General features: G+C 56.6%; 10 protein-coding genes. 6 read left to right on the plus strand and 4 right to left on the minus strand.

Annotated features, from left to right (window positions below; genetic code table 11):
- The first annotated feature begins 143 nt into the window (after positions 1–143).
- From J2I48_RS26350 to J2I48_RS26375, 6 genes are all read left to right on the plus strand, one after another.
- Positions 144–1562: a M16 family metallopeptidase gene (locus J2I48_RS26350; RefSeq protein WP_229376809.1), complete on the plus strand. Its 1419-nt coding sequence runs from the start codon at positions 144–146 to the stop codon at positions 1560–1562.
- Positions 1562–3643 (plus strand): insulinase family protein, encoded by a 2082-nt coding sequence (locus tag J2I48_RS26355; protein WP_207338526.1) that lies wholly within the window; start codon positions 1562–1564, stop codon positions 3641–3643. The genes J2I48_RS26350 and J2I48_RS26355 overlap by 1 nt, the downstream gene beginning before the upstream one ends.
- A gap of 218 nt (positions 3644–3861) precedes the next feature.
- Complete coding sequence (locus tag J2I48_RS26360) at positions 3862–5133, plus strand: N-acetylmuramoyl-L-alanine amidase (protein ID WP_207338527.1); 1272 nt, start codon at positions 3862–3864, stop codon at positions 5131–5133.
- 212 nt (positions 5134–5345) lie between these two features.
- The gene (locus J2I48_RS26365) at positions 5346–7469 is read left to right on the plus strand and encodes a tetratricopeptide repeat protein (protein WP_207338528.1); all 2124 of its coding nucleotides are present in this window, start codon (positions 5346–5348) and stop codon (positions 7467–7469) included.
- Positions 7466–8221 carry a response regulator gene (locus J2I48_RS26370; protein WP_207338529.1) on the plus strand — a complete coding sequence of 252 codons (756 nt, stop codon included), beginning with the start codon at positions 7466–7468 and terminating at the stop codon, positions 8219–8221. Before J2I48_RS26365 ends, J2I48_RS26370 begins: the two co-directional genes overlap by 4 nt.
- 274 nt (positions 8222–8495) lie before the next feature.
- A complete protein-coding gene (locus J2I48_RS26375; RefSeq protein WP_207338530.1) occupies positions 8496–9869 on the plus strand; it encodes a hypothetical protein in 1374 nt (457 codons plus the stop codon).
- Between the two features lie 283 nt (positions 9870–10152).
- Here J2I48_RS26375 and J2I48_RS26380 read toward each other — a convergent pair whose 3' ends face one another.
- The 4 genes from J2I48_RS26380 to J2I48_RS26395 form a co-directional block, all read right to left on the minus strand.
- A complete protein-coding gene (locus tag J2I48_RS26380) occupies positions 10153–11964 on the minus strand; it encodes an acyl-CoA dehydrogenase (RefSeq protein WP_207338531.1) in 1812 nt (603 codons plus the stop codon).
- A gap of 133 nt (positions 11965–12097) precedes the next feature.
- Positions 12098–12526, minus strand: a complete 429-nt coding sequence (gene rpiB, locus J2I48_RS26385) for a ribose 5-phosphate isomerase B (RefSeq protein ID WP_207338532.1) — start codon at positions 12524–12526, stop codon at positions 12098–12100.
- 263 nt (positions 12527–12789) lie between these two features.
- Positions 12790–14115, minus strand: coding sequence for a RagB/SusD family nutrient uptake outer membrane protein (locus tag J2I48_RS26390; protein ID WP_207338533.1), 1326 nt, complete (start codon positions 14113–14115; stop codon positions 12790–12792).
- 4 nt (positions 14116–14119) lie between these two features.
- A complete protein-coding gene (locus J2I48_RS26395; protein WP_229376811.1) occupies positions 14120–17320 on the minus strand; it encodes a SusC/RagA family TonB-linked outer membrane protein in 3201 nt (1066 codons plus the stop codon).
- Positions 17321–17533: the final 213 nt, after the last annotated feature.

Consider the following 17533-nt stretch of genomic DNA (forward strand, 5'->3'; position numbering starts at 1 on the left):
ACCATACAGACTTACCTTCCATCACCTATTGGTTTCCTTTCGTGTAATCACCAGCCCCGGCGTTGCGCTATGTAACGCCGGGGTTGTATTTTTAGGACTTGCCTTAAGGCAACACCCTATCAATAACTGAAAAACCAATACGCATGAAACGAACCTTATGGCTGTTGGCCGTGGGCACCTGCCTTTACGCACAAGCTCCAGCCCAGTCGAAAAAAGCCCCGGCAAAGGCTTCTCCTATGCAGGCTGCCGTGAAGTCGGGGGCTGCCAACGCAGCAAAAGTGCCAGTTGCCCCGGCCGCTGCTACGTCTGGTCGCATTAAATTCACCGAATTTGACTTGCCTAACGGCCTGCATGTGATTTTGCATCAGGACAATAGTACGCCGCTGGTGGCCGTGACGATGATGTATCATGTGGGCTCGAAAAATGAGCAAACCACCCGCACCGGCTTCGCCCACTTCTTTGAACACCTGCTGTTTGAAGGCTCGGACAACATTAAGCGGGGCGAGTACATGAAGATCGTGAAAGGCAACGGCGGACAGCTCAATGCCAACACCAGTCAGGACCGCACGTTCTATTACGAAGTAATGCCGTCTAACAAGCTCGAGCTGGGCCTGTACCTGGAATCGGAGCGGCTGTTGCACGCCAGGATCGACGAGAAAGGTGTGGAAACGCAGCGCGAAGTAGTAAAGGAAGAAAAGCGCCAACGGATTGATAATCAACCTTATGGCTCTATTTTCACCGAGGTACTGAAGCACGCATACACCAAACACCCCTACCAGTGGGCACCCATTGGTTCGCTGGAGCACCTGAACGCCGCCACGATTGACGAATTCCGGCAGTTCTACAAAGACTTCTACGTACCTAACAACGCGATCCTGTCTATTGCCGGCGACATTGACCCGGCGCAGGCTAAAGCATTGGCCACCAAGTACTTCGCCGAAATTCCCAAGGGTGCCAAAGCTATCTACCGTCCATCGATCAAAGAGCCGGAGCAGGTGAAAGAGGTGCGCGACACCATCTACGACAACATCACGCTGCCCGCCGTGGTGCAGGCCTACCACATCCCCGCGCAGGGCACCCCCGACTCCTATGCCGTGGAGGTGCTGCAAACGATTCTGGCCGGGGGCGAAAGCTCGCGCATGAACAAGGAGATAGTCGATAAGCAACAGAAGGCGCTACAGTCGGCGGCGTTTCCGGTGGCTAACGAAGATTCGGGGCTTTTTCTGACCTATTCCATTGCTAACCAGGGTGTTAAACCTAATGATCTGGAAGTGGCGGTGAACACCGAAATCGACCGGGTAAAGAAAGACCTGGTAACGGATGCTGAGTTGACAAAGGTGAAAAACCAGCTCGAAACCAATTTCGTGAACCAGAACGCCCGCATTTTCGGGGTGGCCGAGAACCTGGCCAACTACAAAATGTATTACGGTGACGCCAACCTGATCAACACCGAAATTGACCGCTACAACAAGGTCACCAAGGAAGACGTCCGCCGCGTGGCCAACCAATACCTCAAACCCGAAAACCGGGTAGTTTTATATTATCTGCCGAAAGCAAAATAATGATACTCAAACATACCCTCCTGGGCCTTTCGCTGTTGGGCATCGCCACCAGCAGCTTCGCCCAGAACCCGCTCGACAGGAGCAAATTACCTGTGGACGCCCCCGCGCCGCAGATCAAAATCGGTAAGCCCGAATCGTTTACGCTGGCCAACGGTCTGAAGGTGTTTGTGGTGGAAAACCACAAGCTGCCCCGCGTGGCCGTAAACCTAGTGCTCGACCGTGAGCCGTTGCTGGAAGGAGACAAAGCAGGCGTTAGCGGCTTTGCTGGACAACTGTTACGGATGGGCACCAAGACTCGCACCAAAGAGCAGCTTGATGAGGAAGTTGACTTCATTGGCGCCGACTTAAGCACATCAGCCACCAACGTGTATGGCCGTTCGCTGACTAAAAACGTGGGTAAGCTGTTCGAACTGATGTCGGACGTGGTGCTGAACCCGGCGTTTCCGCAGGCGGAGTTAGACAAGCTGAAAAAGCAGACAAAATCGAGCCTAGCCTCGCAGAAAGATAACCCGAACGCCATTGCCAGTAAGGTGGCCAACGTGGTCATGTTTGGCAAAAACCACCCCTACGGGGAGCAGCAAACGGAAGAGTCGGTGGATAAAATCACCATCGACGACGTGAAGAATTACTACACCACCTACTTCCGGCCCAACATTGGCTACATGGCCGTAGTGGGCGACATCACGCCCGCGCAGGCCAAAGCGCTGGTCGAGAAGTCGTTGGGCGGCTGGCAGCGCGGCGACGTGCCCAAGCCTACCTACCCTGCTCCGGCAGCCATTGGCAAAACCAAGATTGCGCTGGTAGACCGGCCCAGTTCGGTACAGTCGGTGATCTCGGTGGTGTATCCCGTTACGCTCAAGCCTTATTCGCAGGAAACCATTCTGGCCAGCGTGATGAACGACATTCTGGGTGGGTCAGAAGCGCGGCTGTTCAACAACCTCCGCGAGAAGCACGGCTACACCTACGGCGCGTACTCGAACCTGAGCGGCGACCGGCTGGTAGGTCGGTTCCGGGCGGGGGCTAGCGTGCGCAACGCGGTGACCGACAGCTCAGTAGCCGAGATCATGAACGAACTGAAGTCGATCAGCAGCAGCCCCGTTTCGGCGGCCGAGCTGAAGCAGACCAAGAATGCGTTTGGCGGCAACTTCATTTTCACTCTCGAAGACCCGCAGACGATTGCCAACTTCGCCATCAACACGGCCCGCTACAACCTGCCCGAAGACTTCTTCGCCAACTACCTGAAGTACGTCGACAACATCACCGAAGCCGACGTATCGACAGCGGGTAAGCAGTTTATCCGGCCCGAAAACGCCGTGATCGTGGTAGTGGGTAAGGCCAGTGAGATTGCCGACAAGCTGAAAAAGTTTGGCGACATCGAGTATTACGACAACAAAGGCAACCGCGTGGAGGCACCCAAAGCTGCTGCCGCCGTGCCCGTGGGCATGACCGCCCAGCAGGTGATTGATAAGTACGTAGCGGCCATTGGCGGGAAAGACGCCCTGCTGAAAATTCAGGACATGACCACCCAGATGAGCACCGAGATGCAGGGCAACGCCGTGCTGATGACGCGTAAAGCCAAAGCCCCCAACAAGTCGATGATGTCGGCCACGGTGATGGGCATGGAGATGATGAAAATGGCCAGCGATGGCACGTCGGCGGCGCGGACCGTGCGCGGCAACACCACCAAACTGGAAGGCAAAGACGCCGATCAGGTGCTGGTGCAGGGCGGCCTTTTCCCCGAACTGCGCTACGCCGACAACAAGGTAACAAGTACGCTGGAAGGCACCGAAAAAGTAGACGGCAAAGACGCTTACCGTGTGAAAAACAGCACCGCCAACGGCCTCACCTGGACCGATTTTTATGATACCGCGTCGGGCCTAAAAGTACAGACTATGTCGACCCAAAAGGGGCCGCAGGGCGAGGTGGTACAGACCGTCAGCTACGGCGACTACAAAGATGTCAGCGGCGTGAAAGTGCCTTACAGCATCAAGCAGCCCATGGGTCCCATGACCATGACGCTTTCGGTGGATAAAGTAGAGGTGAATAAAGGACTGAAGGATTCGGATTTTAGCGTGAACTGATAAAGTAAAAAGACCACAAGGACAGCCAAGTACAATGGGCTACCTGTTTTCTAGCTCCAGAAAACAGGTAGCCCATTTTTTGTGGTCGCAGCCCGCGTCGCCAAGCTAAAGCATGGCGTTAAGCCTCCGGGCCTGCCGCTCCGCTCAGGTACGGACCTAACGGAATGACCAACACACACCCAGGCTATAATCTCTGTGGCTAATCCCTATTTTCGTGCATGAATCAACGTTACCTGCTTCCGTTACTGTTTAGCTGGCTGACTGTTAACGACCTCTTTGCCCAAAACACCCCCGTCCGCGACACGACCCTGACGGTGCAGACCAAAAGCAGCCTCACCAATTTATACTACGGACAGGGCACGGACCGCCTCGGCGGGGCCAAGCGCGAAACGCTCGATTCGGGGGTGGTGCTGCGCATTACGGGCGTGGCCGACAAGCTGTACCGGGTGCAACTGGCGCCCAATCAGACCGGGTTTGTACCAATGGAGCAAGTACAGCCTGTCCCGCTTCGGCAAGATGCCGATGCGCTCCTCAAACCAGCACCCATCCCCGACAGTACGGCCCAGACAACAACGGTTATCATACCTGCGTCATCGCCCCCACCCCCTACCCTGCTCACCGGCAACTGGACCGTCTCCGGCGATAGCCTGTATGACTACGTGGCCATCCGATTGCCTGAACGGTTGCCTTACCAAAGCCGAACCGAAATTGACCCCAACCGGATCGTGCTCGATATCTTCGGCGCCACAGCCAACACCAATTGGATCACGCAGTTACGCACGGTGCAAACCATTGATCGGGTCTGGTTTGAGCAGGTGGCCGACGGGCATTTCCGGGTAGTTGTTGCCTTGAAAAAGCCGCAGCATGGCCCAACACACTGGGGTTATTCGCTGTATTATCAGCGTACTACGCTTATGCTCCGTTTGCGCAGGCCACCCGCAGGCCGGTCACTGCGAGGCATGGTCATCGCCGTCGATGCCGGGCATGGGGGCACCAATACCGGCGCGAAAGGCGAGAAGTCTGGCCTACTGGAAAAAGACCTCACGCTCGACGTGGCGCGGCGGCTGCAAACCTACCTGACCAAAGCCGGGGCGCGGGTGGTAATGGTGCGCGAAACAGACACAACACTCGGCCCGTCGGACCGGATTTTGGCCATGCGGAAGTTGCTGCCCAACCTGGTGGTAAGCGTCCATTTCAATTCGGCAGGAGGCGCTGGAGTGCGGGGCGTGAGCACGTATTACAAACACCTGGGCTTCCGGCCGTGGAGTCAGGCGGTACTGGCTCAACTGCTGACCCAACTGCCCGTAACCGAGTTTGGCAACGTGGGGCATTTCAACTTCTTCTTCAACAGCCCTACCGATTACCCCAACCTGCTGGTAGAAGGCCCATTTCTGAGCACCCCCACCGACGAAGCCCTGGCCATAGACCCCGCTTTTCGCCAAAAAATGGCCAAAGCCATCTGGAAAGGCCTTCGGCGAGCACGGCGGTGATGAAGAGCGGAATGAGCAGAGTTTCTGCTTTGAAAATTCAGTAACCGTCTGATAAACATATCATCCTATTTGGTGCATCAGGGTGCATTCATATACCTAAAGTCTGTTATTTCGAGAGGACAAATTCGAGGATCATTTCTATACCTGTACAGGCCCGGCAATACCAGCAGACCAACGCGCTTTATCACTGACAACCTCTTTCGACTTAACCCATGACGTTGTATCGACACGTTTTCACGGGCGTTATGTTATTTACACTTTCGGCATTGTCAGCAACAGCACAATCGCGGTTGATCGATAGTCTGAAAACAAGCCTGACGCACCGGTTGGCCGACACCACCCGTGCTCATATTTACTACGACATCGCCAACGCGTTCTACAAACAGAACCTCCCCGACTCGGCCACGCTGTATTTGAAACGGATGCAGCCACTCTGCGTGCGCCGCAACGACCAGCTGGGCTTGGGCGACTACAACCGGCTTAGCGCCGTAGTGGCTATGCACCGGGGCCTGTATGAAGACGCCCTGACCTACTGTCAGACCGCTATTGCCTGCTATACCAAAGTAGGCAACCAGAAAGCGGTGGCTAAAATTTACCAGAGCCTGGGGTTACTGTACAAAATGATGGGTGACAGTCAGGGTGTACAGGCATATACCCGGCAGGGGCTGGCCTACATTCAGCAGGCTATCGCCATCAACCAGCGCTTTAAAGCCACGCAGCAGTTGCGTGGTAACTACATCAATCTGGGCATTATTTATGAAGATCTGGGTGACTACAGACAAGGCCGTGAGTGCTTTTTCAAAGGACTGGCCCGTATCGACAATACCGAGGTAACACCCGAAGATGCCCGCATTCTTTACAACAACCTGGGCAAAAACTACAGCGTAGAGGGGCTGCACAAACAGGCCATCACCTACCTCGAAAAAGCGCTGGCTATTAATGAATCGCTCCAGAAAACCAGCAGTCTGGCCCATAATTACCGGAACCTGGCCACCGCCTATAACGGCCTTGGGCAACCCGACATGGCCGTTCGTTGTGCCGAAAAGGCCGTGGCGTTTAGCAAGAAAGCCAAAGACGCACCCCTGACGGCTTCCACCTACGGCATATTGGCCAAAAGCTATGCCGGTGCAGGCCATTACGACAAAGCCTACGCGGCCTCGATCATCCACAAGCAGATTGAAGATTCGCTGGTCAACATCACCAAAACCTGGACCATCGCCCAGCTTGAGGGACGCTATGCCGTGCAGCAGGCCAACGCCCTGGCTACAATTAAGGCTAATCTGGAACTGGCTAAGACACAGGAAATTGCTCGGATAGAGGCGCAGAAGGCAAAGGAGATTGTGGCTATTCAGGCAGAAGAGAGCCGCCGCGTAGCCCAGATTAGGGCCATTGCTGAGGTGGCTAAGACGCGGGCAGTGGCGAGTGTGCAGGCTAAGTATGACACGCAGAAGAAAGTGCATCAGATTGCTATACTCGACGGGCAAAATCAACAGCGCACCCGGCAGATCAGATACATGACGGGGGGACTAGTGCTACTACTGCTGCTGGCAGGTAGCCTGATGGGGTTGTATGTTGTTATTCGCCGGACAAACCGCCGCCTGTCGGTGCAAAACGGCATCATCACGGCCAACAGTGAGCAGTTGGTCAGCCAGTCGGATCAGTTGCGGGTGCTGATGAAAGAGCTACACCACCGGGTGAAAAACAACCTCGCCATTGTGTCGAGCCTGCTGAAACTCCAGTCGAACCGGCTTGACGATGAGAAGGCCATCCAGGCGGTGCGGGTGGGACAGCAGCGCGTAGAGGCCATGTCGCTCATTCACCAGCGGCTCTACCAGACCGATCAGCTCACCACCGTCAACATGACCGAGTACCTCACCGACCTGGCCGCCAGTTTAATCAGGGCCTACGGGTATCAGCCTGACTCATTCGACCTGCAACTGAACGTAGATCTACCCGAATTAGATGTCGACGTGGCCATTCCGTTAGGGTTAATTGTCAACGAACTGGCTACCAACGCCTTCAAATATGCCTACGACGACAGCCCACACCCCCTACTCCGCATTGACCTGCGCCGCAGCGAAGGCCTGAGTGGGTCAGGCATGACGCTGGAAGTGCAGGACAACGGGCCGGGCATTGACCTCACCAACGGGCAGCCAACCGGTTCGCGGTCGTTTGGCAAGCGCCTCATTGCATCGCTTAGTGAGCAACTAGATGGCCAGGGCGAGTGGCTCAGGCAAAATGGTACGCTGTTCCGGTTGTCCATTCAACACATTCGACTAACAGCCAACGCTTTACCTTCTACCAATCAATCACACTATGCCCCTGTAGCGGTATGAAAACGGCCGAACGAATGCACATTTTGGTAGTAGAAGATGAGCCTATTCTGGCTATGGACCTGTCTGACAGCCTGGAAGAAGAGGGCTATTGCGTGGTAGGCGTAGCCACCAACGGCCACAAGGCGCTCGATCTGTTTCGCACTCGGCCCGTTGACCTGGTCCTGTGCGACATCATGATCAAAGGCGACTGGGACGGCATCGAAACCGTGCGCCATTTAACGGCCGAACGCCCCGTACCGGTGATTTACCTGACCGCCCTCACCGACAGCGATACGCTGGAACGGGCCAAGCAAACCTACCCGGCGGCTTACCTCAACAAACCCTACCAATTGCCCAGCCTGCGCACGGCCATTGAACTGGCTATTCATAACGCCACCATGCGCACCCCGCCACCCGCCGCCGAACGTGATGGCACCGGCCGCGAAACCCTGCTTCAGATCAATAACTACCTGTATATCAAGCAGAACTACCAGTTTATTCGGATCGACATGAACGATCTGCTGTACCTGGAAGCCGACAACACCTACACCAAACTCGTTACCACGGGGCGGAAGTACATTCTCCGGCTTACGCTGAGCAGCATTCTGGAACGCATCAGTCAGCCGTGGCTTGTGCGTATTCACCGGTCCTACGCCATCAACATCAATTCGGTGGAGTCGTTTAACGACGTGGAAGTGAGCATTGGGCCGCAGTTGATCCCCCTAAGCCGGAGTTGCAAAGACGACTTTATGCGCCACTTTTTGCACCGATAACTGACCAAATTATTGCCCTAACCCTGAAAAGGCACCGCCATGGCGGTGCCTTTTTTTATGGCTCTCAACCGAGCCTATGGCCTGCCTCAATAGGGGTCTGGATTCATTCCCTCCCGAAACGCGCCAATTCACTTACCACAGGGCGTTGCTCACCCCCTTTGTCCGGCACTGCCTCCTGGGCACGGCTACTTTTGACTCAGTATCTGACCAAAACGGCGTAACGGCCACCCCTTGTAACCTTAATCCACTTGTTTCATCTAATCGGTTTTCAACCATGAAAAATGTAGTACTTACTGGCACCGCGATGATCGCCTTTGCCACAGCGGGCCTAGCCCAAACCAACACCGCCACCCTCAACCAGAACGGTAACGCCCAAACGGCCACCCAACTGCAAACGGGCAGCTACCTCCAGTCGTTTATTACGCAGGACAAAGGAACGGCAACCAACTACGGCAGCTATGCCGCCACGCGTCAGCAAAGCACCGGCGCGGCGGGCAACTACGCCGCCGTTAATCAGAAAGATGGCTCGAACTCGAACCGGGGGTATGTGACGCAGGTGGGTGGCGGCACCGGCAACGAAGCAACCATCACCCAGAGCAATAACAGCGGGGCACTGGCAACGGCAGCGGTGCAGGTAACAGGAGCCACCTCAGCGGCGGCGGTGATCGCGGCCAAGGGCAACTGGGCGGGCATCTATCAGCAGGGGAACGGCAACGTGACTACCTACATCAACCAGAGCAACACCAGCTACGCCAACTTTGGTGAGATAACCCAGTATGGAGACAACAACCGCCAGACGTCTATTGACCAGAGCAGCACGTCAAACAACAACACGGCCAACATCTTTCAGGGAACGGCCAGTGCGGGGGTAAATGATGACCGCGCCGTGATAGTACAGCAAAATTTCAGCCGTCGCAACACGGCCACGGTGACGCAGACAGCCAGTAGCAACGATGCCTTTATCACCCAAAATAATAGCAGCTACGACAACGAAGCCACGGTGCTGCAAATTGGCGGATTGGGGTCAACGGCAACGATTTCGCAGACGAATACAAGGGAGAGTATGGCCTCTGTAGAGCAACGGCGAGGTGATAACGAGGGTACAATCACCCAATCGAACGGTAGCCGATATGAGCAAGCCAGCATACTACAGTTAGGTACCTCAAGCCAGGCCACCATTAATCAAGACAATGATTATTACGGCGTGGCCAGCATTACGCAGAACGGCTCTCTCAACAAAGCCAATATTGATCAGGTGTATGGTGGCAGTACTTCAGGCACAGGCAACACGGCCACCATTACACAGGATCTGCTCACCACGGCGGGGTCGCGTAACGTGGCCTACATCAAACAGGGTGCTGGTGCCACGTTATCGGAAAACAACACGGCTACTATTACGCAGGAATACAGCTACAATACGGCCAAACTGTCGCAGGTAGGCAATGGCAACACGGGTACGCTCAGCCAGCGCGGCGACTACAACGTGATTAAAGGCCTCACCGGTGATTTTGCCATCCAGCAGGGCAACGACAACACGCTGACCGTGACGCAGAATTCAGGCAGCAGTGCCCCCTACGTAGCCAACATCGCCAGCGTCAGCCAGATCGGTATCGGCAACACCGCCACCATCACACAATCACGGAACTGAGGTACTAGTGTACTGATAGTCAACGCATAAAAAACGTCTGTGCGACGACGCACAGACGTTTTTTATGCGTTGTAGGCTGTTGTTGCGTGTGGCTCCGCGTTGGTTGGCTTCGCGTTATAGGTTGCTGCCGCGCGGGCCTTCGACAAGCTCAGGGTGACAGGGAAATAAGAAAGTATCCTAGCTTGATTCAAGGTTGTTGTCACCCTGAGCTTGTCGGGGACCGCACCGGCGGACCGGCCTAGTCGAAGGGCCAGGCGGCAGCAACCTCCCACGACACGCCCCCTCAAAACCAGTCGCTTTGCATCTCCAGGGTAACGCGGCTGTCGGACTGGAGGCGGTGGGCTAAGGACAGGGTTTTCACCAGTTCGTAGTCGTAGAAGTAGCGGGCGGTCATCAGCTTGCCGTGGTAGAAGGCGATGTCGTTGCCCTGGGCGGTGGGCAGGGCAAGCTGAGCTACGGTAGCCTGCCGGAGCCATTGCCAGGCCAGGGTCACAATGCCAAAAAACTCCAGGTACAGCGTAGCGTCGGCCAAAAAAGCGTTGGGGTCGGCGGCAAGGCCCAGCAGGTGGGTAGTGACCTTAGTAAGGCGGCCAATGGCTTCGGTCAGCTGATTAGCCAGGGGCGCTAATTCGGGATGAACGGCGGCCTCAGCGATGGCCCGCTGCATGTCGGCAATGAGCAGTTGAACGCCCTTTCCGCCATGCAGTGTCACTTTTCGGCCCAGCAGATCCAGCCCATGAATGCCCGTGGTGCCTTCGTGGATGGGGTGAATGCGGGCTTCGCGGTAGAACTGTTCCACCGGAAAATCGGTCGTGTAGCCCGCCCCGCCCAGAATCTGCACCGCCGCGCTTGTGGTCAGGCACCCCATCTCCGACGGGTACGATTTGGCCACGGGCGTGAGCAAATCCAGCAGCAGGGCCGCGTGTTGGGCGGTTTCGCCCTCGCCCGCATGAGCCAGGTCGGCGTAGTAGCTGCATTGCAACAACAATCCCAGCGATCCTTCCAGCACCGACTTCTGAAACAGCAGCATCCGGCGCACGTCGGCATGGCGAATGATGGGCACTTGCGGACTGCCCGCACTTTTTTCGGCCATGGGGCGGCCCTGAGGGCGTTCGCGGGCATATTGGAGCGAGGCGTAGTAGGCGGCGGTGCCAATAGAGACGGCGTTCATGCCCACGCCCACGCGGGCCTCGTTCATCATCTGAAACATGTAGCGCAGCCCCTGATGCGGTTCGCCCACAAGGTAGCCGATGGTCCCGTCGCCAGAGCCAACCATAAGGTGGGCAATGGGAGCGCCCTTATAGCCCATCTTGTGGTACACCCCCGCCGTCTGTACGTCGTTGTCGACGAGGACGTTGGATGCTGGACGTTGAACATTGGACTCAAGGCGCTTCTGCGGAACGGCGAAGAGGGAAATGCCTTTGGCACCGGGAGGGCCTCCTTTGATCTTGGCTAGCATGAGGTGCACCACGTTGTCGCAGGCATCATGGTCACCCGCCGAGATGTAGATTTTCTGACCCCGGATGCGGTACTCACCTTCATTATCGGTGGGTTCGGCGCTGGTGGTAATGTCAGAAAGCGAACTACCGGCGTCGGGTTCGGTGAGGGCCATCGTACCCTGCCATTCGCCACTGTACATCTTCGGCGTAAACATAGCCACCAGTTCCGGCGAGCCAAACGACCGCAACAAGTTGGCCGCGCCCGACGTCAGAAACGGAAACACGCTAGATGAGTAGTTGGCTGCGCCGAAGATAAACGTGGCCGCGTTCATGATGGTGGCCGGGAGCTGCTGCCCGCCTTCGTCATAGCTGAACGGCGCGTTGATCCAGCCATCGTCGCCGAAGCGCTTGATAATGGCCCGTAGCTGCGGGTGCACCCGAATTTTACCGTCTACCAGTTGGGGTTCTTCGCGGTCCATTACCGTTAGTAGCGGTCGCAGCAACGTCTCACCAATCTGGCCCGCCGCTTCCAGCACCATATCAAACGAATCCCGATCATGGTCGGTAAAGTGTGGTAACTGACTCAGATTCTGCGCCTTAATAACCTCGTAGAGGTGAAAGCGTAAGTCGCGGGGGGAGTAGAAGGATGTGGGCATGGGGGTATTTTTTTAATGAAAAATGTAAAATGAAGAATGTAAAATGCGGTCCGACGGGTCGGCTCCGCACTCTGACATTCTAGCGCGAAGCCGACCCGTCGGACCGCATTTTACATTCTTCATTTTACATTTTTCATTCGTCTAACTTCGCAATCCTCGCCACGTGCCTTCCTCCCTCAAACGGTGTTTCGAGGAAGATATCGACGATGCGCAGGGCCAGGTCTTCGGGAATCATGCGGGCACCCATCGAGAGCACATTGGCGTCGTTGTGCTGGCGGGTGAGGCGGGCGGTTTCTTCGCTCCAGCACAAGCCACAGCGGATGCCCTTGAGGCGGTTGGCCGTCATGGCCTCACCGTTGCCAGAGCCACCAAACACAATGGCCCGTTCGGCTTCACCGTCTAGTACGGCCTGCGCGGCGGGACGGATGAAATCAGGGTAATCGACGGGGTCAGTGGAGAACGTGCCTTTGTCGACAACGGTATGTCCCCCTTCACTGAGGTGCGCTTTGACGAGTTCTTTATAGGCAAAACCGGCGTGGTCCGAGCCGAGTGCGATAGTCATAATGGGCAGCGTTTGTAGAAGCTGCAAGGTACGGGGAAGTTGAGTTTAACGTTTAACGTCCAAGGTCTAAAGTTGCTTCGCGGGCTACCTCACCCCCAGCCCCTCTCCTTTAGAGAGGGGAGCCGCTTCGGCGTAGCTTCGCTTACTTTAATAGCTGGCGAATCTGCTGTAGTGCGGCTCCCCTCTCTAAAGGAGAGGGGCTGGGGGTGAGGTAGCCCGCGAAGCAACTTTAGACCTTGGACGTTAAACGTTAAACTCAACCCCTACACCCCCGGATCTGCCGGGGTGCTGGCGTTGTTGTCGCGCTCGGTGCGGGGGTAGGGAAAGAAATTGCGGTTGCGTTCGGCACCCGTAGCACCCGGACCGGGGCGGTTAAACCGGCGACTGTCTTCCAGCCGGAAGCCCTGGAATGCCAGTTCCACCAGTCGGTTTTTGTAGATCTCCAGCAAAACACCATCGGCAGTGACGGGCGTATCGCCTGAGGGTGCGTAGGCGGGCAGGCCAGCCCCCAGCCCGAAGGCATCCTGAGCGGCGGTCTTGGTGCGCACCTTGTTTAGCTCGACAATGGCATTGGCCAAATCACCCTTACGGGCAAACGCCTCCGCCCGAATCAGGCCCATTTCGCCCGGCAGATAGACCGGCACCGCTGCGTTGTTAGCCGTGTAGTAAGCCGACGCCACCACCGGCGACACGGCCGTGTTACTGCTCACTTTGGTCAGAAACGCCAGCCGCTTATCGGCGGGGTCGGGAGCCAGGGCACCCGTGAGGCCGAGGCTGGCGTTGGTGGGCTGGTAGTTGTTGAGGTTACCAAACGTGGCCTCGAACAAGGGGTTGCGGGTGAGGTCGTCGAAGTTAAAGACCGACTTGCTCGTCAGCACTACTTTAGCGGCGGCGGCCAGGGCCTTGTCATTATCACCGGCCAGTAGGGCATAGCGGGCAATGAGCGCCTGTATCGTGTTCGGAATGTCGATGCCAGGCACAATTTTGCCCGTAAAGTTGGCCGACACCGGCGCGGCAGCTAACTGCGTGGCGGCTGCTTCGAGCGTACGGATGGCCTCCTGCAACACCTGTATACGGGGTACAAACGGCGCGTTGGTGCCCGTGGTGATGGGTGCCTGCTCGAAAAACTGCGCCAGCGTACCTAGTGACAGCGCCTTGAAAATGGCCGCATAGCCCACAATGCCACTTTTGGTGCCAGGGTCGTTGTCGGTCACGGCGGTGTTGGCCAGAATCAGCTCGGCGTTGGCGCGCACCAACTGGCTTTGGGTCCATAGGTTACGCACCACGCCGTTGCCGTTGTTAACGTTGCCGCCACCCGTGGCCAGGTTGGCTTCTTCAATGTTACCCACGTTGAGCACACTTAGCTCGCGGGTAGTCAGCCCGGCACCGGCCGTGGCGTTATATAAAATGCTAAGCGCCCCGCCGGTGCTGTACCGAAATTGGAGGCCGTTGCAGAGCGTTATCAGCCCGTCGGGCGAACTAACGGCCTGCGACTGACTGATGGTGCTGGGGTTCAAATATTCTGGCGTCTGGCAAGCCATCTGCGACAGCAACACCAGCGACAAGGCGGAAATAATGATTTTTTTCATGTGCTTAAAATGTTGCCGTCAGTTTCAGTTGGTACGTGCGGGGAATGGGGACGTTGCCGAAGTCGACGCCGCGGATGAGGTCGTTGTTGCCGCCCGCGTTGGTTTCGGGGTCGAAGCCGGTGTAGTTATCCCACGAATAGAGGTTGCGGCCAACCAAACCCACGCTCAGGCGTTTGATGGCGGGCGTGAACTGCGGCAGGGCGTAGCTCAGCGACACCTCGCGCAGTTTGGTATATGAACCCGGATCGACGCGAAATTCTTGTGTGTTGTAGATGCCGAAAATATAGCCGCGTGGCAACTCGCCGCGGAGTTCGCGCTCGGCGTAATCGCCCAGGCCCACACCCTGCCGGGTACGTTTGTCGGCGTTGAACACGTCGAGGCCCTGCACGGCGTCGAGCAGCACGTGGAGGTTCAGCTTTTTGTAGGACAAATTGGTGCTGAACGAGCCGGTCCATTTCGGGTTCGGGTTGCCAATGATGATGTTGGCCAGGGGCTTGGTCACGTCTACTTTGCCATCGGCAGCGCGGGCGGGCGTAAACTCAATCGTGCCCGTATTGGCCGTAGTAGCCCTTTCTGACATCGGAAAGCCCGACGGCGAGAGCAACAGGGAGCCATCCGGGTTGCGTGCATAGCCCGTTCCAAAGAACACACCCACGGGCTGATTCAGCAGCAACCGCACCGGTGCGCCCGACGTACCTTCGGCGCCCACGTCGAGTACCGTAAGACCGCCCAGGTCGGTCACTTTGTTGCGGTTCTGGTTGTAGATCACCGTAAAATCCCAGTTGAAGTCAGCCGTTTTGATTGGGTTTACATCCAGCACCACTTCAAAACCCGTGTTTTGCATCGCGCCCACGTTGTTTACGATACTCGTCCCCCCCGCCGACGGAGCCAGGGTGCGGTTCACGATCAGGTTGCTGATCTGCTGCTGGTAGGTTGTGAAGCCCAGGTTGATTTTCCCGTTCAGAAAACCTACATCTACGCCTGCTTCCAGTTCAGCCATCCGTTCGGGTTGCACATCGGGGTTGGCCAGTTGGGTGCCGGGCACAATGGTGTTCCGGCCCAGGTAGGCTGCCGGATTGAACTGGTAGAACCGGGCATAGGACCCAATACCCGATAGGTTACCTGCCTCGCCGTAGCTGGCCCGGAGCTTCAGGCTATTGAAATCATTGCCGTTGAACAATGTCTTCCAGAAACTCATATCCGACACCACCAGCGAACCGCTCACTTTAGGGTAGTACTGGTTAGTTTGCGTGGGCGAGAACTTGCTCGACTGGTCGCGGCGGATGGCCCCGGTCAGGAAAGCAAAGTTTTTGAAGCCCAGCGTAGCCTGCCCAAACAACCCGCTCAGCGCGTACCGGTCCAGCCCGTAGCCCAGGCCGTAGGTAGTGCTGGTACCGCCGTTGACGGTCTCAATAAACGGCGCCAGGTTCTGGCTGTTCAGCTGCGTATAGTCCGACTGGAAATACTGGTAGCTGTAGCCCGCAACAGCACTAAGTTTCAGGCTTTCAAGTAGTTGAGCCGTGTATGAAACGTTCAGGTCGTTGTTGAACTGCGCTACCACGTTGGTAGCGTTGGCGGCATACCCACCCGGATACCGGGCGGCGGGCAAACCAGCCACGGCCTGATAGGGATAGGGCCGGATGTAGTTTTTGCCAAACTGCGAATAGGTATCTATCCCGGCAATATAATCGACCGAAAGACCTTTGAACGGCGTCAGGTTCAACTGCACGCTACCAATGGTGCGGCTGATCTGCTGCGAAAACTTCATGTCTTCAATCGTCGACAGGGGGTTTACGCGGGTGGGTTCCACGGCCAGCAGGTTCCCGGCGGCATCGCGCTTGGTGATGTCGTAGATGTTGTTGGTGATGTTGACCGCGTTGATGGGGCTGTAGAACACGTTGCCGTTCGCTTTTTCGTCCGACAAACTGTTGGCGTAGCTCAGACCCACCGACACCTTAGCCCAGCTTGCTAGCCGCTGATCCACGCGGGCGCGGAGGCTATAACGGGTGAAGTTGGTACCCTTAATAATACCCTGATTCTGCAAATACCCCCCCGACACATAGTACTGCGTGTTGTCTGTACCGCCGTTGACCGACAGGTTATTATCGGTACCCGTGCCCGTCTGGAAAATCTGGTCGAAGTAGTTGTAGCGTGTCACATCCACCAGGTTAGTGGCCAGGTTGGTGAAGGTGCCGTCGCGGAAGATGCCGGGCGTGGTGACGGTGGTGCCGGGGTTGGCCGTAATCTGCGCTGCCGACACAGCCCCGATGGTGTAGAGGCGTAACGCCGGAAAGCCAAACTGCTTGCCGTAGGTGTTCACAGGCACGCCCTTGCGGAGTTCGTTGCTGTTGAACGATGTCGAAAACGTTACCGTGGGCTTGCCAGCCTGGCCGCGCTTGGTGGTAATGATGACCACGCCGTTGGCAGCCCGCGACCCGTACTGCGCCGCTGCCGCCGCGCCGTTGATCACGTTGAGGGTGGCAATATCATCGGGGTTAATGTCTGAGAGGCGGTTCTGCCCCACGTTCGAGTTACCTACGTCGCCAGCCAGCGCCAGTTGCGACACGTTGGTACTGGCATTGCTAACAATTACACCGTCAATGACATACAGCGGATCAGACGAACCCGCCAGCGACTTGATACCCCGCAGCCGGATGGTGATGCCACCCGCCGGATCGCCGGAGTTTTGGGTGATCTGGGCACCGGGCACCTTGCCCTGCAACGAGTTGATGAGGTTGCCCGACCCCGACTGTACGATGTCCTGCGCCCGCACTGTGCTGATGGCGTTGCCCAGTTCACGCTTGGGTGCCGACAGGGTTGAGCCTGTTACGACCACTTCATCGAGGTTGGTGGCAGCCGCCACCATGTTCACGTTCAGCGTGACGACTTCATCGGCGCCAAAGGTGACGTCCTGCCGCAACGTTTCATAGCCAATGGCCGTGAACGCCACCGTGGCCGGACCGGCTTTGCGCGTTACAGGCAGAGTGTAGTTACCCTCGGCGTCGGAGGTGGCCCCCACGCTGGTACCCACCAGCACAATCGTAGTGCCGGGCAGCCCCTGCCTGTTGTCGTCCAACACGCGGCCCTTCAGCACGTAACGGGTGGGGGATTGAGCATTGGCTAGTTGACCCACGGTGAGCAGGCAAAAAAGCCACAGCAGCCGCTTTAACGGGCGACTTGCCATCTTTTCGTACAAGTTGTTCATAGATGATTTATATAAGTAAAACTGCAACAAAAGTACGCAATACATCTGTCAATAGTCGGTAGAGTATTCATATTTATACTTAAGTACCCTAATTGCTCAGGTGTGCTAGTTGATCTATGGCAGAGGTGAACGAATAACTAGCTGTAAGTCAGCACATGTTATTAGTCTTGTAACTTAGTAAACTAATGCCGATCTGGCATGAATGTTGGTTGA

The sequence above is a fragment of the Fibrella aquatilis genome, assembly GCF_017353255.1.
GTDB classification, from domain to species: domain Bacteria; phylum Bacteroidota; class Bacteroidia; order Cytophagales; family Spirosomataceae; genus Fibrella; species Fibrella aquatilis.